Below are 23159 nucleotides of genomic sequence, written 5' to 3'. Positions count from 1 at the left end.
CGTTTCAAAAAGATTAAGGTGTATTTTATTGAAAAACCAAGGCATTTCGTCGGCTCAGCGATTTCCGGCCGGCGAATTCGTTAATGCGTGTGGACAAGTGGTATTTTTTTGGTATTGTTCTGGTATTGGAGGAACCGGGATGGCCGAAACGTGCACCGAAGCGCTTCACCAGAATGCCGAGGGGCTGGATATCCAGGCCCCGGACGCCATCCTTTCCTATCTGGCCGATGCGCAGATCGAAGCCGCCAAGGTGGTGCGCCACGCCATTCCGTCCATCGCCGGGGCGGCCGAAATCATCGCGAGCAGGCTGAAGAGCGGCGGCAAGCTTGCCTACGCGGCGGCCGGCAGCTCCGGCCTGATGGCGCTGGCCGATGCACTGGAGCTTCCGGGCACCTTCGGCATCCATCGTGACCGCATCGCCATCCTGATCGCCGGCGGCGACGACGCTTTCCGCACATTGGCCGGCGGGCCGGAAGACGATACCGAGGAGGCCGCGGCAGCGGTCGCCAAGGCCGGCCTCGGCAAGGGCGACTGCCTGATCGCCATTTCCGCCAGCGGCACGACGCCCTATGCCGTCAAGGCGATCGAGGAAGCCGCCCGTCGGGGCGCCGCCACCATCGGCATCGCCAACAACAGGGACTCTGCGCTGCTGCGCCAGGCACAAACCGCCATCCTGCTCGAAACACCGCCGGAACTGATCGCCGGCTCGACGCGCATGGGCGCCGGCACTGCCCAGAAGATCGCGCTCAACATGCTGTCGACGCTGACCGCCATCCATCTCGGCCATGTGCATGACGGCTACATGGTCAATCTCATCGCCGACAACATCAAGCTGCGCGACCGCGCGGCGCGCATCGTCGCCGCGATCAGCGGGCGCGGCACGGACGAAGCGGCCCGTCTGCTCGAGAAGAGCGGCGGCGCGGTCAAGACCGCCATTCTGCTCGCAGCAGGCGCCGACAGCACTGACGCGGCGCAGAAGATACTGGAAGAGGCCGGCCAGAAGCTGCGGCCGGCCCTTTCCGCTATAGAGGGGAGCAAGGGGCGCACTGCCTCCGTTCTCATCAAAACCGAACCTGAAAAAGGTCAACAGGGAGACTGAGCATGACAACGAAACTACTGACGGCACTGCTTCTGGGCACCAGCATTCTCGGCTCGGCCGGGGTTGCCTATGCCGACGACGTAACGCTCAACATCGAAAGCTGGCGCGGCGACGACCTTGCCATCTGGAAGGACAAGCTGATCCCGGCTTTCGAAGCCAAGAATCCGGGCATCAAGGTGGTGTTCGCGCCGTCGGCTCCGACCGAATATGACGCAGCGCTCGGCGCCAAGCTCGCCGCCGGCTCGGCGGGCGACCTGATCACCTGCCGCCCATTCGACAAGTCGCTCGAGCTGTTCAAGAAGGGCAACCTTGCCGATCTCTCGGCGCTGCCCGGCATGGAGAACTTCTCGCCCGTGGCAAAGTCCGCCTGGCAGACCGACGACGGCAAGGCGAGCTTCTGCGTGCCGATGGCCTCGGTCATCCACGGCTTCATCTACAACAAGGACGCCTTCGAAAAGCTCGGCATCAAGGTGCCGGAGACCCGCGACGAGTTCTTCGCCGCGCTCGAGAAGATCAAGGCCGACGGCACCTACATCCCGATGGCGATGGGCACCAAGGATCTCTGGGAAGCCGCGACCATGGGCTACCAGAACATCGGCCCGAACTACTGGAAGGGCGAGGACGGCCGCGCAGCGCTGATCAAGGGCGATCAGAAGCTGACCGACAAGGACTGGGTCGCGCCGTATGAGGAACTGGCCAAGTGGAAGCCTTATCTGGGTGACGGTTTCGAGGCGCAGACCTATCCGGACAGCCAGAACCTGTTCACGCTCGGCCGCGCCGCCATCTACCCGGCCGGCTCGTGGGAAATCGGCCTGTTCAACACCCAGGCCCAGTTCAAGATGGGCGCCTTCCCGCCGCCGGTCGAAAAGGCCGGCGACACCTGCTACATCTCCGACCATACCGATATCGGCATGGGCCTGAATGCGGCTTCGAAGAACGCCGATGCGGCCAAGACCTTCCTGTCCTGGGTCGCTTCGCCGGATTTCGCCACCATCTATGCCAACGCGCTGCCGGGCTTCTTCAGCCTGAACTCCGCGCCGGTGAAGATGGAAGACCCGCTGGCGCAGGAATTCGTCTCCTGGCGCGGCAAGTGCAAGTCGACGATCCGCTCGACCTACCAGATCCTGTCGCGCGGCACGCCGAACCTCGAGAACGAGACCTGGGTTGAATCGGCCAACGTCATCAACGGCACCGACACCCCGGACGCTGCAGCCAAGAAGCTGCAGACCGGTCTCGACAGCTGGTACAAGCCGGCCAAGTAAGCGCTCAGGCAACGAGATCGGCCGGGCGTATGCCTGGCCGGTCTCGGACTATCCTGGTTTTTCAGATTGCGATTGTCGGCACCGCCTCTCGGCCTTACCCTCGCTGTTGTGGGGAAAGGCTAGCTGACCAGTCGCAGGCCTTTGTTCTTGCCGCATCGGGCAAGAACGGTCGGGCCGTGCATCGAGGCATTATCTAGATCGATACCCTTTGGAACCGAGAGACGGCGGGGACCGAACTCATGGCCGCAGAAACACGACCGAAAAGACCGTTCCGCTGGCACATCGGCATCTTCCTGGCGCCGGCGGTGCTCGTCTACACGGCGATCATGATCCTGCCGCTCGCCGGCACGCTGCAGCTGTCGCTGTTCCGCAACATCGAGCAGCACCAGGTCTTCGTCGGGCTGCAAAACTTCCGCACCCTGTTCGGCGACCCCAACTGGTCGGTGGGTTTCTGGAACGCGCTCAGGAACAACACCTGGTTCTTCATCATCCACATGCTGGTGCAGAACCCGATCGGCGTCATGCTGGCCGCGCTGCTGTCCAGCCCGAGACTGAGATTCGCGGCCTTCTACCGCACGGCGATCTTCGTTCCGACGATCCTGTCCTTCGTCATCGTCGGCTTCGCCTGGAAGCTGATCCTGTCGCCGCTGTGGGGCGTGGCGCCGCATCTGATGGATCTTGTCGGCCTGAAAAGCTTGTTCACGCCGTGGCTGGGCAAGGAGCAATATGCTCTGACGGCGCTTAGCCTGATCTCGGTGTGGCAGTTCGTCGGCATCCCGATGATGCTGATCTACGCAGCCCTGCTGTCGATTCCCGAAGAGGTGATCGAGGCGGCCGAATGCGACGGCATTACCGGCCTGTCGCAGTTCTGGAAGATCAAGCTGCCGCTGATCCTGCCATCGATCGGCATCATCTCGATCCTCACCTTCGTCGGCAATTTCAACGCCTTCGACCTGATCTACACCGCGCAAGGGGCGCTCGCCGGGCCAAACTATTCGACCGACATTCTCGGCACCTTCCTCTATCGCGCCTTCTTCGGTTTCCAGCTGCAGGTCGGCGACCCCAATATGGGCGCGGCGATCGCCACGATGATGTTCCTGATCATCCTCGGCGGCGTCTGCGTCTACCTCTTCCTCGTCCAGACGCGCCTGCGTCGCTACCAGTTCTGAGGGGCGAGATGTCGAGCTTGAACACCCCCCTCTGGCCTGCCGGCCATCTCCCCCGCAAGGGGGGAGATTGGCAGCGTTGGCCTTGCCGGCCATCTTGCTGCGTTGGTGATTGGCGAAAGCAGTCGCGACATCCGATCTCCCCCCTTGCGGGGGAGATGTCCGGCAGGACAGAGGGGGGTGCCTTGGCGCCATTCCTTGGAAGTGTGCGTCAGGAGACCTCCCAATGAGCACCGCCACCCGTTCCGTGCCCCGCACCATCGGCGCCCACGCGATCCTGTTGACCTACACGGCGATCGCGCTGTTTCCGGTGATCCTCGTCATCATGAACTCGTTCAAGTCGCGCGCGGGCATCTTCGGCGCGCCGCTGACGCCGCCGACGCCCAAAACCTTCGACCTGATCGGCTACACGACGGTGATCGGCCAGGGCGACTTCATCCACTATTTCCAGAACAGCCTCGTCGTCACCGTCGCCTCGCTGTTCTTCGTGCTGTTGTTCGGCGCCATGGCGGCGTTCGCGCTGTCGGAATACCGCTTCCGCGGCAACTCGCTGATGGGGCTTTATCTGGCGCTCGGCATTATGATCCCGATCCGGCTGGGCACCGTCGCCATCCTGCAATTGATGGTGGTGAGCGGGCTGGTCAACACGCTGACGGCGCTGGTCCTGGTCTACACCGCGCAGGGCCTGCCGCTTGCCGTCTTCATCCTGTCGGAATTCATGAAGCAGGTCTCGGACGATCTGAAGAATGCCGGCCGCATCGACGGCCTGTCCGAATGCACCATCTTCTTCCGCCTGGTGCTGCCGCTGGTCAGGCCATCGATGGCAACCGTCGCCGTCTTCACCATGATCCCGATCTGGAACGACCTGTGGTTCCCGCTGATCTTGGCGCCATCGGAGGAAACCAAGACGGTGACGCTTGGCGCACAGCTCTTCCTCGGCCAGTTCGTCACCAACTGGAATGCCATCCTGGCCGCACTGTCGCTGGCGATCATGCCGGTGCTGATCCTCTACGTCATCTTCTCGCGGCAGCTGATCCGCGGCATCACGTCGGGAGCCGTCAAGTGAACTCTGAAACACCTCTTCGCGTCGTCGTTGCCGGCCTCGGCAATATGGGCCGCAGCCACGCGCTGGCCTACCATGCCAATCCAGGTTTTCAGATCGCAGCGCTGATCAACCGCTCCGACGTGCCGCTGCCGGACAGGCTGTCGGGTTACGGCATAAGGCGCTCCTTCGATGAAGCCCTGCGTGACGAAAAGCCCGATGTCGCCTGCATCGCCACCTATTCCGACAGCCATGCCGACTATGCGGTGAGGGCGTTCGAGGCCGGTTGCCATGTCTTCGTCGAAAAGCCGCTGGCAACGACGGTGGCCGACGCCAAGCGCGTCGTCGCGGCGGCGAAGGCCAATGGCAGAAAACTGGTGATCGGCTATATCCTGCGCCATCACCCGTCCTGGATCAGGCTGATCGCCGAAGCGCGCAAGCTAAGCGGCCCCTACGTTTTCCGCATGAACCTCAATCAGCAATCCTCGGGCCACACCTGGGAGACGCACAAGCAGTTGATGCAGACGACGTCGCCGATCGTCGACTGCGGCGTGCACTATCTCGACGTCATGCTGCAGATCACCGATGCCAAACCGATCGAGGTGCGTGGCATGGGCGTGCGGCTGACCGAGGAGGTGGCACCCTCGATGTACAATTACGGCCATCTGCAGGTGCTGTTCGATGACGGGTCGGTCGGCTGGTATGAGGCCGGCTGGGGGCCGATGATTTCGGAAACGGCGTTCTTTGTGAAGGACGTCATCTCGCCCAATGGCTGCGTGTCGATCGTCATGAAGGAAGGTGTGAAGTCCGACGACATCGACACCCACACCAAGACCTCCACCATCCGCCTGCACAATGCGGCGACCGGCGCGGACGGCAAGTTTCTCAAAGCCGACGAGATGCTGTCAATGGAGGGCGAACCCGGCCATCAGGACCTCTGCGACCTCGAACAGGCCTTCGTGCTGAAGGCGATCCGCGAGGATCTGGATCTCACCAAACATATGGACGACGCGGTCAAATCGCTCGCCGTCTGCCTTGCCGCAGACGAGAGCGTGCGCAGTGGAAAGGCGGTGCGATTGTGACCGCAGAATTGTCGTCACGGGTTGCATTCGCGCCCACATTCCAATTTGGAGGACTGCCGTGGGCTCGCTGAACATTGAGAACGTGAAGAAGGCCTTCGGGCCGGTCGAGGTGCTGAAGGGCATCAACCTCGAAGTGAACGACGGCGAGTTCGTCGTCTTCGTCGGCCCGTCTGGCTGCGGCAAGTCGACCTTGCTCAGAGTCATTGCCGGACTGGAGGATTCGACCTCGGGCCGCGTCGTCATCGACGGCGCGGACGTCTCGGCCACGCCGCCGGCCAAGCGTGGCATCGCCATGGTGTTCCAGACCTATGCGCTCTACCCGCATCTGACGGTGAAGAACAATATGGGCCTTGGCCTCAAGCAGGCAGGAACGCCGGCGGCCGAAATCGAGCGCCGCACCGGCATCGCGTCATCGATGCTGTCGCTGGAGCCCTATCTCGAAAGACGGCCGGCCGAACTCTCCGGCGGCCAGCGCCAGCGCGTCGCCATCGGCCGCGCCGTGGTGCGCGAGCCAAAGCTTTTTCTCTTCGACGAGCCGCTTTCGAACCTCGATGCGGCACTGCGCGTCAACACGCGGCTGGAGATCGCGCAGCTGCATCGCCGGCTGAAGGCAACGATGATCTACGTCACCCACGACCAGGTCGAGGCGATGACGCTGGCCGACAAGATCGTCGTGCTCAATGCCGGCAGGATTGAGCAGATCGGCGGCCCGATGGAGCTCTACAATTCGCCGGCAAATGAGTTCGTCGCCGGCTTCATCGGCTCACCGAAGATGAATTTCGTCGACGGCGCCCGCCTCGGCGAAACCGCCAAGACCATCGGCGTGCGGCCGGAACATTTGACCGTCGATCCGAAATCCGGCGCCTGGAAGGGAACGGTGGTGCACGCCGAGCACCTCGGCGCCGACACCAATCTGTATCTCGATTGCGAGAAGGCGGGGCTGATTACCGTGCGCATTTTCGGCGTCTATGATGCAGAGCCGGGTGCGACGCTCTATGCGACGCCGGATCCGGCGAAGACATATAGGTTTGGGGCTGATGGGAAGGTGCTGAAGTAGGCGGGCGCAGCCCCCTCACCCAGCCTCCGCTTCGCTCGGCTGACCTCTCCCCGAGGGGAGAGGAGATTGTCAGCGCCGACGCTCACTTCTTCTCCCCAGCGGGGAGAAGGTGGCCGCGAAGCGGCCGGATGAGGGGCAGCGCAACCTCTATACGTCCGCCTTGAACGTCTGCTTCTGCTGGCCCAGCCCTTCGATGCCCAGCTCCACGACATCGCCGGCCTTCAAGAACACCGGCGGCTTCATGCCGAGCCCGACGCCGGGCGGCGTGCCTGTCGAAATAATGTCGCCGGGGTGCAGCGACATGAACTGGCTGAGGTAGGAAACCAGGTATTTGACGCCATAGACCATGGTCTTGGTCGAGCCGTTCTGCATCGTCTTGCCGTTGACGGTCAGCCACATTTTGAGGTTCTGCGGGTCGGCTACCTCGTCCTTGGTCACCAGCCATGGGCCGGTCGGGCCGAACGTGTCGCAGGACTTGCCTTTGGTCCACTGGCCTTGCCGCTCGGCCTGGAAGGCGCGTTCGGAGACGTCGTGGGCAACGCTATAGCCGGCAACATAGTCGAGCGCATCGGCCTCGCTGACATATTTGGCGGTTTTGCCGATGACCACGGCCAGTTCGACTTCCCAGTCGGTTTTCTCCGAGCCGCGCGGGATCAGCACGTCGTCATCCGGCCCGACAATGGCCGAGCTTGCCTTCATGAAAATGATCGGCTCCGGCGGCACGGTGGCGCCGGTCTCGGCGGCGTGGTCGGAATAGTTGAGGCCGATGCAGATGAACTTGCCGGTTCCGGCAACGCAGGCGCCGAGGCGCGGGCTGCCGGAAACCGCCGGTAGCGACTTGGGATCCAGCTTGGCCAGTGCAGCCAGCGATGCCGGGTCGAGCGTCTTGCCGCCGATATCGGTGACGTGAGCGGAGAGATCACGGATCGTTCCATCCGCATCGAGCAGGCCGGGACGTTCGCTTCCCACCTCGCCATAGCGCAGCAGTTTCATCTAAATCCTTCTCCTGATTGCGGCCTCGTGGCCCTTTGCAAACTTTCCGCCAAGGCGATGCTCCTTTAAGGAACCGGCGGACCGTACCCATCGACCTGACTACGGACAAGCGCGATCGCCATACAAGATAGCCGGCGCGCGGGATTTTCAGACTCTTCGATCCCCTGTTAAACGCCGGGAAAGGGCCAGATCGTCCTGCTCGCGTATGATTTCCGCAGTCAGATCGACCAGCCGCCGTCGATATTGTAGGCCTGCCCGGACGTGTAGGTGGCGCCGGCCAGATAGACGGCGAGATCGGCGATTTCCTCCGGCGTGCCGAGCCGGCCCATTGGCTGGCGGGCGATGAAGGCGGCGCGGGCGGCATCGTAGTCGCCTTGCGCGTGCATGCGGTCCTGCAGCGACGGGCTCTCGACCGTGCCGGGGCAAATGGCGTTGCAGCGTATGCCCTTGCCGACATAGTCGGCGGCGATCGCCTTGGTCAGGCCGATGACGGCGGCCTTGGTCAGGCCATAGACGAACCGGTTGGGCACGCCCTTGGTCGAACTGGCCAGCGAGGCCATGTTGATGATCGATCCGTCGCCGCGTTCCAGCATGCCGGGCAGCACGGCCCGGCTGGTGCGGATCATGGCGCGAACATTGAGGTTCAGCGCGAAATCGAGGTCGCCGTCCTTCATCTCAAGGATCGAGCCCGAATGGACAAAACCGGCGCAGTTGAACAGCACGTCGACGACGCCGATCTCGGCGAAGGCGGCGTTGACGGCTTCGTCGTTGAGCACGTCCAGCTTGCGGGTCTTGATCCCCGGCGTCTTGGCGAGCTCCGCCAGCAGTGCCTCGTTGATGTCGGTGGCGTAGACGGTGGCGCCAGCTTTTGCGAAAGCCAGCGCGCTCGCCTTGCCGATGCCTTGCGCCGCTGCCGTGACGACAACGACCTTGCCTGCCAGATCAGCCATACTGTTCTCCTCGTCCGCTAGGGATAGTCCGGGTCTACCCGCGGCTGGCCAAGGCGTCATGTGCCAGTCGCGCATGATCGTGCAGCCTGCCCCGTTGGTCGTTCACTGATAAAGATGTTTTTTCTCCTTAAAGAACATCTGTCCATGCGTCAACCCCGAACACGGTCTCTACAGCGCCGGGGGGAGATCAAAGCGCGCGACGCGCTTTGGCTCTTTGCCTTTATATATGTTGCCCCCAAAACCGCTGCGCACTTTTGGGCGACATACATTAATCGCCGTAAGGCACCCAGACATTCTTGACCTCGACGGCGCGGCGCAGGAAGGCGTCGCCGGCGGCTTCGTCGGATGCCCAGTCGAGGCCGCGGCCATTGCCGCTCCAGACGCGCTTGAGGTTGCCGACGGACTCGGCTTCGGCCTGGGCGCAGGTCTCGGCATCGGCGAACACCCAGAGCCCGTCGACATCGTCATGCTTGGCCAGCACGCCGGCAAGTTCGGCGCTGCGACCGGTGACGATGTTGATGGCGCCTGAGGGAATGTCGGAATATTCGATGACCTGGTAGAGATCGGTCGCCAGCAGCGGGTAGCGCTCGGACGGCACGGCGACCACGGTGTTGCCCATGGCCAGAGCCGGTGCGGCCAGCGATATCAGGCCGAGCAGCGGCGAGCTGTCGGGGGCGACGATGCCGACGACGCCGACCGGTTCATGAAGCGCCAGCGTCACGGCACGCGCCGGTGGCTGGTGCACGCGGCCCTCGAACTTGTCGGCAAGGCCGGCATAGAGGAAGAGGCGCTCTATGGACTGTTCTACTTCTTCCCGCGCGGCCTTGGCGCTGGCGCCGGTCAGCTCGGTGAGGCGGGCGGCAAACTCGGCGGCGCGGCCGGAGAGATTTTCGGCCAGATAGTAAAGCACCTGACTGCGGTTATAGGCGGTCGCCTCGGGCCAGCCCCTACAGGCGCGGGCTGCGGAGACAGCGTCGCGGATATCCTTGCGGCTGCCGAGACCAACCTCACCGGCCAGCTTGCCCTTGGCGGTGGCGACAGCCAGCGAATAATTGCCGTCCGGCCGTACCTGCTTGCCGCCGATGAATAGCTTTGCCGTGCGGTCGATTGCCGAGCCGTCGGCCTGCTCGACTGGCTGTGCGGAGGTCGTCGCCGGCTTGATGATCTGGCCGAGCGGCAGTTTCGCCGCGAGATATTCGAACATGCCCTCGCGCCCGCCTTCGCGACCGAAACCGCTCTCGCGGTAGCCGCCGAAGCCGCAGGCGGCGTCGAACATGTTTGTGCCGTTGACCCAGACCACGCCGGCCTTCAATTGCGGCGCGACGTGCAGGGCAAGGTTGACATTCTCGCTCCACACCGAGGCGGCGAGGCCATAGCGCGTGTTGTTGGCGAGCTCGATCGCTTCCTCGGTATTGCGGAAGGTCATGGTCGCCAGAACAGGGCCGAACACCTCTTCTTGCGCCAATATGTTAGCCGGCGAAACACCTGTGGCGAGCGTCGGCAGATGGTAGTAGCCGGAAGACGGCAGCGCCGCATCCGGCTGCCAGCAGACGGCGCCCTGCCTGGCACCTTCGGCGACCAGGCCCTTGACGCGCTCGAGCTGTGTGGCGTCGACCAGCGGGCCGATATCGGTGTTCTTGTCGAGCGGGCTGCCGACGCGCAGCCGGCTCATCCGCGTCTTGACCTTGGCGATCAGGGCGTCGGCGATGCCTTCCTGGACCAGCAGTCGCGAACCGGCGCAGCATACCTGGCCCTGGTTGAACCAGATACCGTCGACCAGGCCTTCGACGGCGCTGTCGAGATCGGCATCCTCGAAGACGATGAAGGCCGACTTGCCGCCAAGTTCCAGCGACAGTTTCTTGCCCGAGCCGGCGGTGGCTTTCCGGATGATCTTGCCGACTTCGGAAGAACCGGTAAAGGCGATCTTCTGGATGCCGGGATGGTTGACGATGGCCCCGCCGGCCTCAGGACCGCCCTGCACGATGTTGACGACACCTTTCGGCACGCCGGCGCGCTCGCAGATCTCAGCAAACAGGATTGATGTCAGCGGCGTGAACTCGGCCGGCTTCAGCACCACGGTGCAGCCGGCGGCGAGGGCCGGCGCGATCTTCCAGGCCAGCATCAGCAGCGGAAAGTTCCACGGGATGATCTGGCCGACCACGCCGACACCCTTGTGGCCGGGGAAATCCTTGTCCAGCGCCTGCGCCCAACCGGCATGGTGTATGAAATGGCGGATCGCCAGCGGCACGTCGATGTCGCGGCTTTCGCGGATCGGCTTGCCGTTGTCGATGGTCTCAAGCACTGCGAACAGGCGCTGGTGGCGCTGCATGGCGCGGCCGATGGCATAAAGCACCTTGGCGCGCTGATAGCCCGAGGCTGCCGACCACTTCGGCAGCGCCTTGGTGGCCGCCGCAACCGCCGCGTCGATGTCGACGGCATTGGCGTCGGATATCTTGGCCAGCAGCTTGCCGGAAGACGGCTCGCTGGTTTCGAAAGTCTTGCCGCCGGACGCGGCTTTCCAGTCGCCGCCGATGAACAGCGCCTTGCCGAAATCGCGCGCGGCAAGCCATGCATCGGCCTCGTTGCGGGCTTCCGGCGCCGGGCCGTACTCCATGGCATGATAGCGATCGAGGATGTTCATCAGGTGCCTCCTTCACCCTCCCGCCTGGGAGGGTCGATCGGCAAAGCCGATCGGGTGTGGTGCGCTCAAGCCATCGCGTGGCGATGATTGGCCGAATAGTGCCCGGTCAGATGGTGCTCGAGCTGGCGCTCGATATCGGTCAAGAGGCTCGACGCGCCGAAGCGGAACAAGTCTGGCTCCAGCCATGGCCGGCCGAGCTCTTCCTTCATCAGCACCAGCCAGTCGAGCGAGGCCTTGGCCGTGGAAATGCCGCCGGCCGGCTTGAAGCCGATGAGGTAACCGGTTTCCTCGAAATAGGCCCTGATGGCGCGCACCATGGCGAGGCCGACGGGCAGCGTCGCATTGACGCTTTCCTTGCCGGTCGAGGTCTTGATGAAGTCGGCACCTGCCATCATCGCCACCATCGAGGCCAGCATGACATTGCGCAGCGTCGCGAGGTCGCCGGTGCCGAGAATGACCTTCAGATGCGCGTCACCGCAAGCGGCGCGCATCGAGACGATCTCATTGTAAAGCTCCCGCCAGTTGGCGCCGAACACCAGCCCGCGTGGAATGACCACGTCGATCTCGTCGGCGCCGTCGCGGACCGAGGCTTCGATTTCCTGCAGCCGGGTCGACAGGGGTGCCAGACCATGCGGGAAGGCGGTGGAGACGGCGGCGACGTGGATGCCGGTGCCGCGCACGGCGTCGACGGCGGTGGCGACGAAGGGATGGTAGACGCAGACGGCGGCCGGGCGGATGGTTTCACCTGATATGCCGAGGCCCTCGACAATGTCGCGGCGGAACGGGTTGATCGCCTTGGCGCAGAGCCGGCGCACGCGCTCCTCGGTGTCGTTGGAATTCAGCGTCGTCAGATCCATGCAGGAGACGGCCTTTAGCAGCCAGGCGGCCTGGTTGTCGGCCTTGATCGAGCGCCGCTTGGTCAGGCTGGCGACGCGCCGTTCCAGCGCCGAGCGGTTGACGCTGCGCACCGATTCCATGAAGCCGAGATCGAGCTTCATGCCGGGATTGCGCGCAATGCGATGGTCCGGTGGAACGGCTGTGTTGGCGGCGGCACGCGCCGGCAGCGGCGTCACCTTGGACGAGCCGATATCGGCTTCTCGGATTGTGCTGCTCATCTCCTGCCCTTTCATTCAGCGACGTGTGCCGAAGATAGCCCGCGAAGTCGTACTTCACGAGTCCTGCAGACGGTGATAGCCGAAAAAGGCGGCGAAAGCAGCAGTTTTTGACCGCGCGGTCAAAAACGCAGACTTCGAGATGTTAGGTGCGGCTCAGCCGACGAAAGCGCGCTCGACCACGAAGGTCGCCGGGTGGCTCAGCGAACCTTCCTCGAAGCCGAGGCTTTCGGCCAGTTCCTTGACGTCCTTCAGCATATGCATCGAGCCGCAGATCATGATGCGGTCGGTTTCCGGGCTGAGCTTGTCGATGCCGAGATCGCTGTAGAACTTGCCGGAGCCGATCAGCGCGGTGATGCGGCCCATGCGTGCCGACTCTTCGCGGGTCGTCGAATTGTAGAGCGTGACGCGCCCAGTGGTCAGTTCACCGATCAGCGGGTCGCTTTCCAACGCCGCGACCAGCTCCTGGCCGTAGGTGAGTTCCGCATTGTCGCGGCAGGTATGGGTCAGGACCAGCTGATCGAATTTGTCGTAGGTGTCAGGGTCGCGCAGCAGGCTGGCGAAAGGCGCGATGCCGGTGCCGGTCGAGATCATGAACAGCCGCTTGGCCGGGGTCAGCGCGTCGACCACCAGCGTGCCGGTCGACTTCTGGCGCATGATGACGGTGTCGCCGACCTGGATCTTCTGCAGCTCCGAGGTCAGCGGGCCGTCCGGCACCTTGATCGAGAAGAATTCCAGCTCTTCGTCCCAGGCCGGACTTGCCACCGAATAGGCGCGGTACACCGGCTTCTCGGCATTGGGCAGGCCGATCATGACGAACTCGCCGGAGCGGAAGCGCAGCGACTGCGGACGGGTGATGCGGAACGAGAACAGCCGATCGGTATAGTGCTTCACCGAGACGACGGTTTCGGCATAGACGTTGGCCGGAATCGGGAACTGCAGCGGTCGGGCGCCGACGGTGTTGAGAGCGGATGTGGTGTTCATCAAATCCAACCTTCTGGCCCAACCGTGGAGGCGGGCGCCAAACTTTCACCTGCACGCCCGGACCATTCAGATCCCGGCGGGCTGTTCGCACACTGCAAAGCGGCAAGCTCTTGTGTCCGGAATTTATTAGTATACAAACGATATTTGCGTCAAGATGCTCCCTTAAAACAGCTTTCCAAACTGGCGCATATCCGTAGTCCGCGCATTTCGGGTTTCGACGATGGAAGAGAATATTTCGGCGCAAGCGAGCAATTCCCGGGGAAATGTCGTCGCCGGTATCGATGTCGGCGGCACCTTCACCGACCTGCTCCTGATCGACGGAAGCGACGGCGGCCGGGTGTATCTGGCCAAGACGCCGACCACGGTGGACAACCAGGCTTTCGGTGTCGTTTCGGCACTCGGCGCCACCGGATTTGCCATCGATAGCATCGACCTCATCGTGCATGGCACGACCACCACCACCAATGCGGTGCTGGAACGCCGGTTGGCGAAAACCGGCATGATCACCACGCGCGGCTTTCGCGACGTGATCGAGCTGGGCCGGCGCACGCGGCCGCAGGCCTATGGCATGACCGGCAGCTTCGTACCGATCATTCCGCGCAATCTCAGGCTCGAAGTCTCGGAGCGTGTCGAAGCGTCGGGCGCGGTGCGCACGCCGCTCGACGAGGCCGAGATGCGCGACGCCGTGCAGACGCTGATCGCGGCCGGTTGCGAATCCCTCGTCATCCATTTCCTGCATTCCTACGCCAATCCGGCACATGAGCGGCGCGCCGTCGAAATCGCCGCCGAACTCTGGCCGAACGGCTACATCACGGCAGGCCACGCGCTGCTGTCGGAAGCGCGCGAATTCGAACGCGGCGTGACCGCTTCGGTCAACGCCTCCGTGCAGCCGATCCTCGAGCGCTACGTCGAGCGGCTGCGCAAGGAATTGGGCGCGAAAGGCTATGCCCGCGACTTCCTGATCATGAATGGCAATGGCGGCATGATCTCGGCCCGCTTCGTCACACGTGAATCGGCCAAGACGGTTATGTCCGGCCCGGCCTCCGGCGTCATCGCCGCCGCCTATACCGGAAAACGCGCCGGCTTCGAAAACCTCGTCACCTATGACATGGGCGGCACCTCGACCGACGTGGCGCTGATCCGCAATGCCGAGCCGGCAGTCTCGAACGAGATCGAGATCGAATATGCGATGCCGATCCATGTGCCGATGGTGGCGGTGCACACGGTCGGCGCCGGCGGCGGCTCGATCGCCCGCGTCGATGCGGCCGGCCTGATCCAGATCGGTCCGGAAAGTGCCGGCGCCAATCCCGGCCCGATCTGCTACGGACGCGGCGGCCTCGAGCCAACCATTACCGACGCCAATCTGGTGCTCGGCCGGCTGGCGCCGAAGAAGTTGCTGGCGGTCGAAAATCCGGTCACATCAGAACGGGTCACCGGCATTTTCGAAGACAAAATAGGCAAGGCGACCGGCCTGTCCGGCGTCGAGGCGGCGGGCGCGGTGCTGCGGCTCGGCAACATGAAGATGGCCGGCGCGATCCGCATGGTCTCGGTGTCGCGTGGCCACGACCCGCGCGATTTCGCGCTGTTCGCCTTTGGCGGCGCCGGCCCGCTGCACGCAACGGCCCTGGCGCGCGAACTCGGCCTGCCAAAGGTGCTGGTGCCGGCGCGTCCGGGCATCACCAACGCACTCGGCTGCGTCGTCGCCGACCTGCGCCATGATTTCGTCAACACCATCAACCAGCCGGTGGCGGTGCTCGACGAAAAACAGCTTCATACTGTATTGGAACGCCACCGAAACGAAGGTGAAGAGCTGATCGGCAAGGAAGCGGTGAAGCCGGAGACGATCCGCGTTACCCACTCCGCCGACATGCAGTTCGTCGGCCAGACCCACATCATCAACGTGCCGCTGCCGTCCTCATCGGTGACGCGGGCAACACTGCAGCAGCTTTTCGAAAAGGCCTATTTCGCCCGCTTCAAGGTCGAACTGCCGGAAATCCGCGCCAACCTCGTCAATCTCAACACGTCGGTGACCGGCGTGCGTCCGGCGATCGATCTGTCGCGGCTGATCGATCCGGCGGGGCGCGCAACAACGCTGGATGAGGCAAGGCGCGAAATCCGGCCGGTCTGGTATGGCGGGCGTTGGCACGATACGCCGGTATATGCACGCGAAAAACTGCCGCTTGACGCTGAAATCGAAGGGCCGGCGATCCTCGAACAGATGGACGCCACCACCGTGCTCGAGCCCGGCGACCGCGCACGCTGCGACGCCGACGGCAACATCATCATCGACATCGGCGAGGCCTGAGATGCCTGACATTGATATGGCAAAACTCGACGCCATCACCCTTTCGGTCCTCCAGGCGGCCCTGCAACAGGTCTGCGACGAGATGGACCTTACGTTCTCTCGCGCCGCTTTCTCGCCTGTCATCGCCGAAGCCAACGACCGCTCCGACGGCATCTATTCGGCTGTCGATGGTTCGCTGATCGCGCAGGGAAGCCAAGGCCTGCCGGTGTTCGTCGGCGTCATGCAATATTCGACCAGGACGGTGATCGAGATGATCGCCGACGGCCGCTGCCTGGCCCCGGAGCCGGGTGACATCTACATCGTCAACGACCCCTATCTCGGCGGCACCCATCTGATGGATGTACGCTTCGCCATGCCGGTCTACCGGGCCGGAAAAATCTTCTGCTGGCTGTCCAACACCGGCCACTGGCCAGACATTGGCGGCTCGGTGCCGGGTGGTTTTTCGGCCTCCGCGACCGCGGTCGAGCAGGAAGGCCTGCGACTGCCGCCCGTAAAACTGTTCAAGAAGGGCGTGCTCGATCCGGAAATCTACGCCATCATCTGCTCCAACATCCGCGTTGCCGACCAGCGCATCGGCGACATCAGGGCCCAGGCCGCCGCACTGCTGATCGGCCAGGACCGGCTTAACGGAATCCTGGATCGTTACGGTGACGAAACCGTTGTCGAGGCGATCGCCGAACTGCGCCGCCGCGCGGCCGAGCAGATGCGCGCCAACATCTCAGCCATTCCCGACGGCACTTACCATTCCAAGGCGTTTGTCGATTCCGACGGGGTGGTCAACGAGCCGCTGACCATTGCGCTCGCCGTCGAGAAAAAAGGCAATACGCTGACCTTCGATTTCACCGGCTCGTCCAAGCCGTGCGCCGGGCCGATGAACAGCGTGCTGGCGACGACTTTGTCCTCGGTCTATCTCGCCATGCGCCACATTTTCCCCGATGTGCCGATCAGCGCCGGCGCGTTCGAACCGCTTGAAGTCAAGCGGCCGGAAGGCACTTTCCTCGACGCGAAATATCCGCGACCGGTCTCGGGTTGCGCGGCCGAGGTGTCGCAGCGCATCGCCGAGGCGGTGTTCGCGGCGATGGTGCAGGCGCTGCCCGACAAGGTGACGGCGGCGCCCGCCGGTTCCAGTGGCAATTTCGCGCTCGGCGGCAACGACCCGGCGCGCGGCCGCGATTACGTCATGTACCAGATCTCCGGCGGCGGTTACGGCGGAAATTCAGGCCATGACGGGCTGACCAATGGCTGCTCGACCATCGGCATTTCCAAATCGCCGCCGGTCGAGATCATGGAACAGGCATTCCCGGTGCTTTACCGCCACTACGCCTTGCGTGAAGGCTCCGGCGGCGCAGGCAAGCATCGCGGCGGTTTCGGCCTCGCCTATGAGGTTGAAATCCTGCGCGGTGACGCCCGTGCTTCTTTCGTCATGGATCACGGCCGTTTCGGCCCGCAAGGCGCACTCGGCGGCAAGGACGGCGCGGTCAACATGGTGACCGTCTTCCGCAATGGCGAGGAACATGTGCCGCTGCACCTTTCGAAGGAGCAGGACATTGCGCTCAAGGCCGGCGACCGCGTGCGCGTCGGCACGCCGGGCGGCGGCGGCTACGGCGATCCGCTGCAGCGCGATCCGGATCTGGTGCTGCGCGACGTGGCGCTGGGGTACTACACATCAGAGGAAGCCACCGAAAAGTTTGGCGTTGTCCTCTCGGCCGGGGAGTTGGCCATCGACCGGGCGGCGACCAACAAGCAGCGCGCCGGGTAACGCACCACCGATCGCCTGGCCTGGATCGCCCGCCGCGCCGCGATCGCCGCAGCGCATGTCGTTTCCGTCTCCGCCACACGCCCGGAAGACCGTAGACTTCCCGCTTTCAACGGGGAACTCGAACATGCGTCTTTCCGGTCGTTTCGTGCTTGCCGCTTCCGTCGCCCTCACCCTTGCCACGGGCGCCGCCTCCGCCCAGGACAAAAAACTCAGGATCGGTACCGAGGGCGCCTATCCGCCCTTCAATTACGCCAGTGCCGACGGCACGCTGGGTGGCTTCGACATCGACTTGGGGAAGGCGCTGTGCGCCGAGATGAAGGCCGAGTGTGAGTTCAGCGTGCAGGATTTCGATGGTTCCATACCGGCGCTGCAGGCCGGCAAGTTCGACGCCATCATCAACATCACCATCACGCCCGAGCGGGCCGAGAAGGTCGAGTTCACCCACAAATACTACCAGACGCCGCCGGCCATCGCCGTACCGAAGGATTCGACCATATCAGGCACCTCGCCGGACGACCTGAAAGGCAAGGCGCTCGGCGTGCAGACCGCGACCATCCACCAGAAATTCGCCGACCAGAAATATGCTGACTCGACGGTCAAGGCCTATCCGACCGGCGACGACGCCCGCACCGACATGGCCAATGGCCGCCTCGACGCGATGATGGACGGCTCGATCATCTTGACCGAGTGGCTGAAGAAGCCCGACGGCGCCTGCTGCAAGCTGCTCGGCACTCTGACGGCCGATCCGGCCATTCACGGCCCCGGCGTCGGCATCGCGCTGCAGAAGGGCAACAAGGAACTGGCCGACAAGCTCAATGCGGCCATCGACGCGCTGCGCGCCAACGGAAAATACAAGGAAATCAACGACAAATATTTCTCGTTCGACGTCTACGGCGGCTGATCCTGACGCAATCACCTTCGGCAGCGCCGCCTGGCGCTGCCGTTTTTCTTGGATGATGGAGACTTCCTTGGCTGAGCGGCGTTCCCCTTTCTACAGCAGCATCGTCGGGCTGGGCGCGACCATGGGTCGTGTCGGCGGCGATTTCATCTCGGCCAAAACTTATTCCGGCATTGCCGACGAGCACCTGAACACCCGCAAAAACGTCGGCGTGCAGGATCTCAGCACGATGGGCAAGATGGACGTCAAGGGGCCGGACGCCGAGGCGCTGGTCAACCATGTCATCGTCAATAATGCCGCCGCCATGAAGCCGGGCCAGGTCCGCTATTCCACGGTCTGCCGCGACGATGGCGGCATCATGGACGACCTCACCGTGTTTCGGTTGGGCCCGGAGCACTTCATGCTGGTGACCGGCTCGGTCAACCGCCTGAAGATGCTGCCCTGGCTGCATCATCACGCCCAGGGCCGCAAGGCCTATGTCACCGACATCACGGCGGCCATCGCCTTCCCGACCATCCAGGGTCCGCGCTCGCGCGAACTGCTGAAAGCGTTGATTGCGGATGCCGATCTGGATGGACTGAAGCGCTGGTCGTTCACGTCGGGCCATATCAACGGCACGCGGGTGCTGATCTCGCGCACCGGCGTGACCGGCGAACTCGGCTTCGAATTGTTCGTGCCGGCCGACGAGGCGGCCTCGCTCTGGGACGCGCTGATGCGCACCGGCCGTGACTTTGGCCTGAAACCCTATGGCGTGCTGGCGATGTTCACGCTGGGCCTGGAAAAGGCCTACCCGGCGCACGGCATTGACATGGACGAGAGCCGCACCCCGTTCCATGTCGGCCTCGACCGCTGGATCAAGTTCGACAAGGGCGATTTCGTCGGCCGCGAGGCGCTTCTCAAGGTCCGCGACACCGGCCTCGACGAGCAATGGGTCGGACTGATCCTCGACGGCGACAAGCCGGCCGCGACCGATGCCAAGGTTCTGGCCGATGGCGAGGACGCCGGCATCGTCACCTACAGCGACCACGGCTATTCCCTCGGCAAGGTGCTGGCCACCGCGCATCTGCGGCTGCCCTTCACGGCTGTCGGCACCGAATTGAACATTGATATCGGTGGTCAGCCGACGCGTGCGGTCGTGGCGCCGATACCGTTCTTCGATCCGGAAGGGGTGAGGTTGCGAGGTTAACTGACCCCCATCGGGTGTTTCGGCCTTTCCAAGGTATGCGGGCCGTCAACCCGAGCGACCGTCGAAACTTCTGCGGTAGCCGGAACGATCAGCTTTCGCCATCGATCAGCGTCTCCAGCAAATCGAGCAACTGCTCGAGCTTTTCGTGGCCGAAGCGCTGTTCGATGTCGTCATAAATGACGCGGCGCTCGGGCGACAGGGCGTCGATCAAGGCGGAACCGGCGGGCGCAATGGTTAGAACGACGCGGCGGCCGTCGCCTTCGGCCTTGTTGCGGGTGATGAATTTGCGTCCCTTGAGCGCCTTGATGATGCGCGTCAGGCTGGGCGGCAAAACCGAGGCGCGGTCGGCGAGTTCCGTCGCCTCGACCGGGCCGGCTTCGCTCAGCACGCGCAGCACGCGCCATTGCTGTTCGGTCACGTCATGCGCGGCAAGCATCGGGCGAAACCGCGCCATCACCGCTTCGCGGGCATGAAGCAGCGCCATCGGCAGAGAACGACGGGTATTTTCAGGCAGCAAGAAAAGAGCCTCCCACGCTTGCGATCGAAACAGGCCTCCCTCGGCCGAATCCGCCTGCCAGGGCCCGTTCCCGCCATCCCGTATCGTTGCGCCAACCCCGATGCAAGGCTTGACTTCGCGCATGCTGCATGTAATTAACGCGTTAACTACAACAAGGCAATAACCCAGGGAACGAAACGCCGTGCCTCACTTCTCCATCGAGTATTCGGCCAATCTCGATGCCAAGGTCGATATGGGCGAATTGTGCGCTCTGGTGTTGCGCACAGTGCTGGACACCGGGCTGTTCGAAACCGGCGCCGTGCGGGTGCGGGCGTTTCGCGCCGAGGCCTACGCGATGGCCGACAGGCTGCCGGAAAACGCCTTTCTCGACATGTCGTTTCGCATCGGCACCGGCCGCAGCGCCGACGACAAGAAGCGGACTGGCGAGGCTGTCTTCGCGGCGGTGAGCGAATACCTTGGCACGCTGTTCGAGACCCCGCATTTCGCCCTGTCGCTCGAAATCCGGGAAATCGACCCGGTGCTCAGCTGGAAGAGAAACGCAATCCACCCGCGACTGCGCGGCAAGTGACGGAACCCGACATGTCCGACCTGCAAGGCAATCTGAACAAGGCCGAGGCCTATCTGGCCCGCTTCAAGCGCGATGGCGTGTTGAACCAGATCGGCGGCGAGGCGGTGCCGGCGCTCGACGGCACGACGTTCGAAACGCTGTCGCCGGTCAACCTGAAGCCGCTGGCAAGCGTCGCGCGCGGCGGGGCTGCCGACATCGACCGCGCCGCCAGGGCGGCGAAGGCGGCTTTCCCGGCCTGGGCCGCCATGCCTGGCGAGGCACGCAAGAAGCTGCTGCACAGAATCGCCGACGCGATCGAGGCGCGTGCCGAGGAGATCGCCTTCGTCGAATGCATGGATACCGGCCAGGCGCTGAAATTTATGGCCAAGGCGGCGTTGCGGGGTGCCGAGAATTTCCGCTTCTTCGCCGACCGTGCGCCCGAAGCGCGCGACGGCGAGACGCTGCGGACCACGGGCCAGGTCAACCTCACCACGCGGGTGCCAATCGGCCCGGTAGGCATCATCACGCCGTGGAACACGCCGTTCATGCTGTCGACCTGGAAGATCGCGCCAGCGCTGGCGGCTGGCTGCACGGTGGTTCATAAACCGGCTGAATTTTCGCCGCTGACCGCCCGCCTGCTCGTCGAGATCGCCGAGGAGGCCGGCCTGCCGAAGGGTGTCTGGAACCTGGTCAACGGCCTGGGTGAAGATGCCGGCAAGGCGTTGACCGAGCATCCCGACATCAAGGCGATCGGCTTTGTCGGCGAGAGCCGCACCGGCTCGATGATCATGAAACAAGGCGCCGACACGCTGAAGCGCGTGCATTTCGAGCTTGGCGGCAAGAACCCGGTGATCGTCTTTGCCGACGCCGATCTCGAACGCGCCGCCGACGCCGCCGTATTCATGATCTATTCGCTGAATGGCGAACGCTGCACCTCGTCGTCGCGACTGCTGGTCGAAGCCTCGATCTATGAAAGCTTCACCGCCAAAGTCGCGGAGAGGGCGAAGCGCATCGTCGTCGGCCACCCGCTCGATCCGAAAACGGTGGTTGGGCCGCTGATCCATCCGGTGCATGAAAAGAAAGTTTTGTCCTATATCGACATCGGCAAATCGGAGGGTGCGACGCTCGCGGCCGGCGGCGGCAAGGTCGATGGGCCGGGCGGTGGCTGCTATGTCGGCCCGACCCTGTTCACCAACGTCACCAACCGCATGCGCATCGCGCAGGAGGAGATCTTTGGGCCGGTGCTGAGCGCCATTCCGTTCGCCGACGAGACGGAAGCGCTGGCTCTGGCCAACGACACGCAATACGGCCTGACCGGCTATCTCTGGACCTCGGACGTCACCCGAGCGTTTCGCTTCACCGATGCGCTCGATGCCGGCATGATCTGGGTCAATTCCGAGAATGTGCGCCATTTGCCGACACCGTTCGGCGGCGTCAAGAATTCCGGCATCGGCCGCGACGGCGGGGACCATTCCTTCGACTTCTACATGGAGACGAAGAACGTAGCCTTCGCGACGACCGCGCACGCGATCCAGAAACTCGGCGGCTGACCGGAGGAAATCAGATGCCCTTGCCCAAGCCCAATCTCTATCCCGCCTTCAACATCGTGCGCCTCAGCCATGTCGAGCTAGCCGTCACCGACCTCGCCAAATCCCGTGCGTTCTATGTCGATACGCTCGGCCTCCAGGTCACCGACGAGACTTCGGACACCATCTATCTCAGGGCGCTGGAGGAGCGCGGGCACCATTGTATCGTGCTGAAGAAGGGGGCCACGGCCGAAGCCCGCGACCTCGGCTTCAAGGTCTTCTCGGACGAGGATCTCGACAAAGCGGTGCATTTCTTCAAGGGAAAAGGCCTGCCGGTGGAATGGGTCGAGCGACCCTACCAGTCGCGAACCTTCCGCACCCGCGATCCGCACGGCATTCCGCTCGAATTCTACGCTGAGATGGAGCGGCTGCCGCCGATACACCAGAAATACGCGCTGTACAAGGGCGTCAAGCCGCTGCGCATCGACCACTTCAACTGCTTCTCGCCCAATGTCGACGAGTCCGTCGCCTTCTACAACGAGCTCGGCTTCCGGGTGACCGAGTATACCGAGGACGCCAGCAGCGGAAGACTGTGGGCGGCGTGGACGCACCGCAAGGGCGGCGTGCACGACATCGCCTTCACCAACGGCATCGGCCCGCGCCTGCACCACGTCGCCTTCTGGGTGCCGACGCCGCTCAACATCATCGACCTGCTCGATCTGATGGCAACGACGGGCTATTTGCCGAACATCGAACGCGGCCCCGGCCGGCACGGCATTTCCAATGCCTTCTTCCTCTATGTCAGAGACCCGGACAACCACCGCATCGAGATCTACTGTTCGGACTACCAGACGGTCGATCCGGACCTGGAACCGATCAAATGGGACCTCAAGGACCCGCAGCGCCAGACGCTGTGGGGCGCGCCGGCGCCGAAAAGCTGGTTTGAGGAGGGTAGTGTGTTTGCCGGGGCGAAGGCACGCCAGCCGGATCTGACGGCGTCGCCGATCATTGCGCCGTGACGATGGACGAGGAG

The 23159-nt window shown here is 63.6% G+C and carries 19 protein-coding genes; 13 read left to right on the top strand and 6 right to left on the bottom strand.

What is annotated here, in order from left to right; all coding sequences use genetic code 11:
* Positions 1–139: 139 nt before the first annotated feature.
* The 6 genes from NKK51_RS13400 (at position 140) to NKK51_RS13375 (ending at position 6708) form a co-directional block, all read left to right on the top strand.
* Complete coding sequence (locus tag NKK51_RS13400) at positions 140–1099, top strand: N-acetylmuramic acid 6-phosphate etherase (RefSeq protein WP_352553270.1); 960 nt, start codon at positions 140–142, stop codon at positions 1097–1099.
* 2 nt (positions 1100–1101) lie between these two features.
* The gene (locus NKK51_RS13395; RefSeq protein ID WP_352553268.1) at positions 1102–2361 is read left to right on the top strand and encodes an ABC transporter substrate-binding protein; all 1260 of its coding nucleotides are present in this window, start codon (positions 1102–1104) and stop codon (positions 2359–2361) included.
* A 239-nt stretch (positions 2362–2600) separates the two neighbouring features.
* Positions 2601–3530 (top strand): carbohydrate ABC transporter permease, encoded by a 930-nt coding sequence (locus tag NKK51_RS13390; RefSeq protein WP_352553266.1) that lies wholly within the window; start codon positions 2601–2603, stop codon positions 3528–3530.
* Between the two features lie 223 nt (positions 3531–3753).
* On the top strand, positions 3754–4593 hold the full coding sequence (locus tag NKK51_RS13385; RefSeq protein ID WP_352553264.1) for a carbohydrate ABC transporter permease: 840 nt from the start codon (positions 3754–3756) through the stop codon (positions 4591–4593).
* On the top strand, positions 4590–5651 hold the full coding sequence (locus NKK51_RS13380; RefSeq protein ID WP_352553262.1) for a Gfo/Idh/MocA family protein: 1062 nt from the start codon (positions 4590–4592) through the stop codon (positions 5649–5651). Before NKK51_RS13385 ends, NKK51_RS13380 begins: the two co-directional genes overlap by 4 nt.
* Positions 5652–5709: 58 nt before the next feature.
* Entirely contained in the window at positions 5710–6708 is a 999-nt protein-coding gene (locus NKK51_RS13375; protein ID WP_352553260.1) for an ABC transporter ATP-binding protein, read from the top strand.
* A gap of 147 nt (positions 6709–6855) precedes the next feature.
* On the opposite strand, the gene NKK51_RS13370 is transcribed toward NKK51_RS13375, so the two are convergent.
* The 5 genes from NKK51_RS13370 to NKK51_RS13350 form a co-directional block, all read right to left on the bottom strand.
* Complete coding sequence (locus NKK51_RS13370; RefSeq protein ID WP_127294714.1) at positions 6856–7701, bottom strand: fumarylacetoacetate hydrolase family protein; 846 nt, start codon at positions 7699–7701, stop codon at positions 6856–6858.
* Positions 7702–7919: 218 nt separating this feature from the next.
* On the bottom strand, positions 7920–8651 hold the full coding sequence (locus NKK51_RS13365) for an SDR family oxidoreductase (RefSeq protein ID WP_352440647.1): 732 nt from the start codon (positions 8649–8651) through the stop codon (positions 7920–7922).
* 268 nt (positions 8652–8919) lie between these two features.
* Positions 8920–11292 carry an aldehyde dehydrogenase family protein gene (locus NKK51_RS13360; RefSeq protein ID WP_352553258.1) on the bottom strand — a complete coding sequence of 791 codons (2373 nt, stop codon included), beginning with the start codon at positions 11290–11292 and terminating at the stop codon, positions 8920–8922.
* Positions 11293–11357: 65 nt separating this feature from the next.
* Positions 11358–12407 (bottom strand): deoxyribose-phosphate aldolase, encoded by a 1050-nt coding sequence (deoC, locus tag NKK51_RS13355; protein ID WP_352553257.1) that lies wholly within the window; start codon positions 12405–12407, stop codon positions 11358–11360.
* A gap of 153 nt (positions 12408–12560) precedes the next feature.
* Positions 12561–13388, bottom strand: a complete 828-nt coding sequence (locus NKK51_RS13350; RefSeq protein WP_127294708.1) for a ferredoxin--NADP reductase — start codon at positions 13386–13388, stop codon at positions 12561–12563.
* A 220-nt stretch (positions 13389–13608) separates the two neighbouring features.
* Here NKK51_RS13350 and NKK51_RS13345 point away from each other — a divergent pair, with 220 nt between their 5' ends.
* The 4 genes from NKK51_RS13345 (at position 13609) to NKK51_RS13330 (ending at position 19536) form a co-directional block, all read left to right on the top strand.
* Positions 13609–15693 (top strand): hydantoinase/oxoprolinase family protein, encoded by a 2085-nt coding sequence (locus tag NKK51_RS13345; RefSeq protein WP_352553255.1) that lies wholly within the window; start codon positions 13609–13611, stop codon positions 15691–15693.
* 16 nt (positions 15694–15709) lie between these two features.
* Positions 15710–17452 (top strand): hydantoinase B/oxoprolinase family protein, encoded by a 1743-nt coding sequence (locus NKK51_RS13340; RefSeq protein WP_352553308.1) that lies wholly within the window; start codon positions 15710–15712, stop codon positions 17450–17452.
* A 124-nt stretch (positions 17453–17576) separates the two neighbouring features.
* A complete protein-coding gene (locus NKK51_RS13335; RefSeq protein WP_352553253.1) occupies positions 17577–18353 on the top strand; it encodes an ABC transporter substrate-binding protein in 777 nt (258 codons plus the stop codon).
* Between the two features lie 52 nt (positions 18354–18405).
* Positions 18406–19536 carry an aminomethyl transferase family protein gene (locus tag NKK51_RS13330; protein ID WP_352553252.1) on the top strand — a complete coding sequence of 377 codons (1131 nt, stop codon included), beginning with the start codon at positions 18406–18408 and terminating at the stop codon, positions 19534–19536.
* Positions 19537–19624: 88 nt separating this feature from the next.
* On the opposite strand, the gene hpaR is transcribed toward NKK51_RS13330, so the two are convergent.
* Positions 19625–20020, bottom strand: coding sequence for a homoprotocatechuate degradation operon regulator HpaR (gene hpaR, locus NKK51_RS13325; RefSeq protein WP_352553306.1), 396 nt, complete (start codon positions 20018–20020; stop codon positions 19625–19627).
* Positions 20021–20234: 214 nt separating this feature from the next.
* Here hpaR and NKK51_RS13320 point away from each other — a divergent pair, with 214 nt between their 5' ends.
* Genes NKK51_RS13320 through hpaD form a run of 3 tightly spaced genes read left to right on the top strand, consistent with a single transcriptional unit; the run spans position 20235 to position 23145 of the window.
* Positions 20235–20621, top strand: a complete 387-nt coding sequence (locus NKK51_RS13320; RefSeq protein WP_023810846.1) for a 5-carboxymethyl-2-hydroxymuconate Delta-isomerase — start codon at positions 20235–20237, stop codon at positions 20619–20621.
* An 11-nt stretch (positions 20622–20632) separates the two neighbouring features.
* Entirely contained in the window at positions 20633–22150 is a 1518-nt protein-coding gene (gene hpaE / locus NKK51_RS13315) for a 5-carboxymethyl-2-hydroxymuconate semialdehyde dehydrogenase (RefSeq protein WP_352553250.1), read from the top strand.
* Between the two features lie 14 nt (positions 22151–22164).
* Entirely contained in the window at positions 22165–23145 is a 981-nt protein-coding gene (gene hpaD / locus NKK51_RS13310; RefSeq protein WP_127294698.1) for a 3,4-dihydroxyphenylacetate 2,3-dioxygenase, read from the top strand.
* The last annotated feature ends 14 nt before the right edge of the window (positions 23146–23159 follow it).

Origin of the sequence: Mesorhizobium sp. M0011, from assembly GCF_040324155.1 — a bacterium.
Taxonomy (GTDB): Bacteria; Pseudomonadota; Alphaproteobacteria; order Rhizobiales; family Rhizobiaceae; genus Mesorhizobium.
Note: the sequence above shows the minus strand (reverse complement) of the source record. Positions and strands in the feature narration are given on the sequence as shown.

Bases quoted from the DNA above. Each gene is read 5' to 3' on its own strand.
- NKK51_RS13385 (WP_352553264.1), top strand. From the start codon at position 3,754: ATGAGCACCGCCACCCGTTCCGTGCCCCGCACCATCGGCGCCCACGCG.
- NKK51_RS13335 (WP_352553253.1), top strand. From the start codon at position 17,577: ATGCGTCTTTCCGGTCGTTTCGTGCTTGCCGCTTCCGTCGCCCTCACC.
- NKK51_RS13350 (WP_127294708.1), bottom strand. From the start codon at position 13,388: ATGAACACCACATCCGCTCTCAACACCGTCGGCGCCCGACCGCTGCAG.
- NKK51_RS13390 (WP_352553266.1), top strand. From the start codon at position 2,601: ATGGCCGCAGAAACACGACCGAAAAGACCGTTCCGCTGGCACATCGGC.
- NKK51_RS13330 (WP_352553252.1), top strand. From the start codon at position 18,406: ATGATGGAGACTTCCTTGGCTGAGCGGCGTTCCCCTTTCTACAGCAGC.
- NKK51_RS13400 (WP_352553270.1), top strand. From the start codon at position 140: ATGGCCGAAACGTGCACCGAAGCGCTTCACCAGAATGCCGAGGGGCTG.
- NKK51_RS13345 (WP_352553255.1), top strand. From the start codon at position 13,609: ATGGAAGAGAATATTTCGGCGCAAGCGAGCAATTCCCGGGGAAATGTC.
- NKK51_RS13395 (WP_352553268.1), top strand. From the start codon at position 1,102: ATGACAACGAAACTACTGACGGCACTGCTTCTGGGCACCAGCATTCTC.
- hpaE (WP_352553250.1), top strand. From the start codon at position 20,633: ATGTCCGACCTGCAAGGCAATCTGAACAAGGCCGAGGCCTATCTGGCC.
- deoC (WP_352553257.1), bottom strand. From the start codon at position 12,407: ATGAGCAGCACAATCCGAGAAGCCGATATCGGCTCGTCCAAGGTGACG.
- hpaD (WP_127294698.1), top strand. From the start codon at position 22,165: ATGCCCTTGCCCAAGCCCAATCTCTATCCCGCCTTCAACATCGTGCGC.
- hpaR (WP_352553306.1), bottom strand. From the start codon at position 20,020: ATGGCGCTGCTTCATGCCCGCGAAGCGGTGATGGCGCGGTTTCGCCCG.
- NKK51_RS13370 (WP_127294714.1), bottom strand. From the start codon at position 7,701: ATGAAACTGCTGCGCTATGGCGAGGTGGGAAGCGAACGTCCCGGCCTG.
- NKK51_RS13360 (WP_352553258.1), bottom strand. From the start codon at position 11,292: ATGAACATCCTCGATCGCTATCATGCCATGGAGTACGGCCCGGCGCCG.
- NKK51_RS13365 (WP_352440647.1), bottom strand. From the start codon at position 8,651: ATGGCTGATCTGGCAGGCAAGGTCGTTGTCGTCACGGCAGCGGCGCAA.
- NKK51_RS13340 (WP_352553308.1), top strand. From the start codon at position 15,710: ATGGCAAAACTCGACGCCATCACCCTTTCGGTCCTCCAGGCGGCCCTG.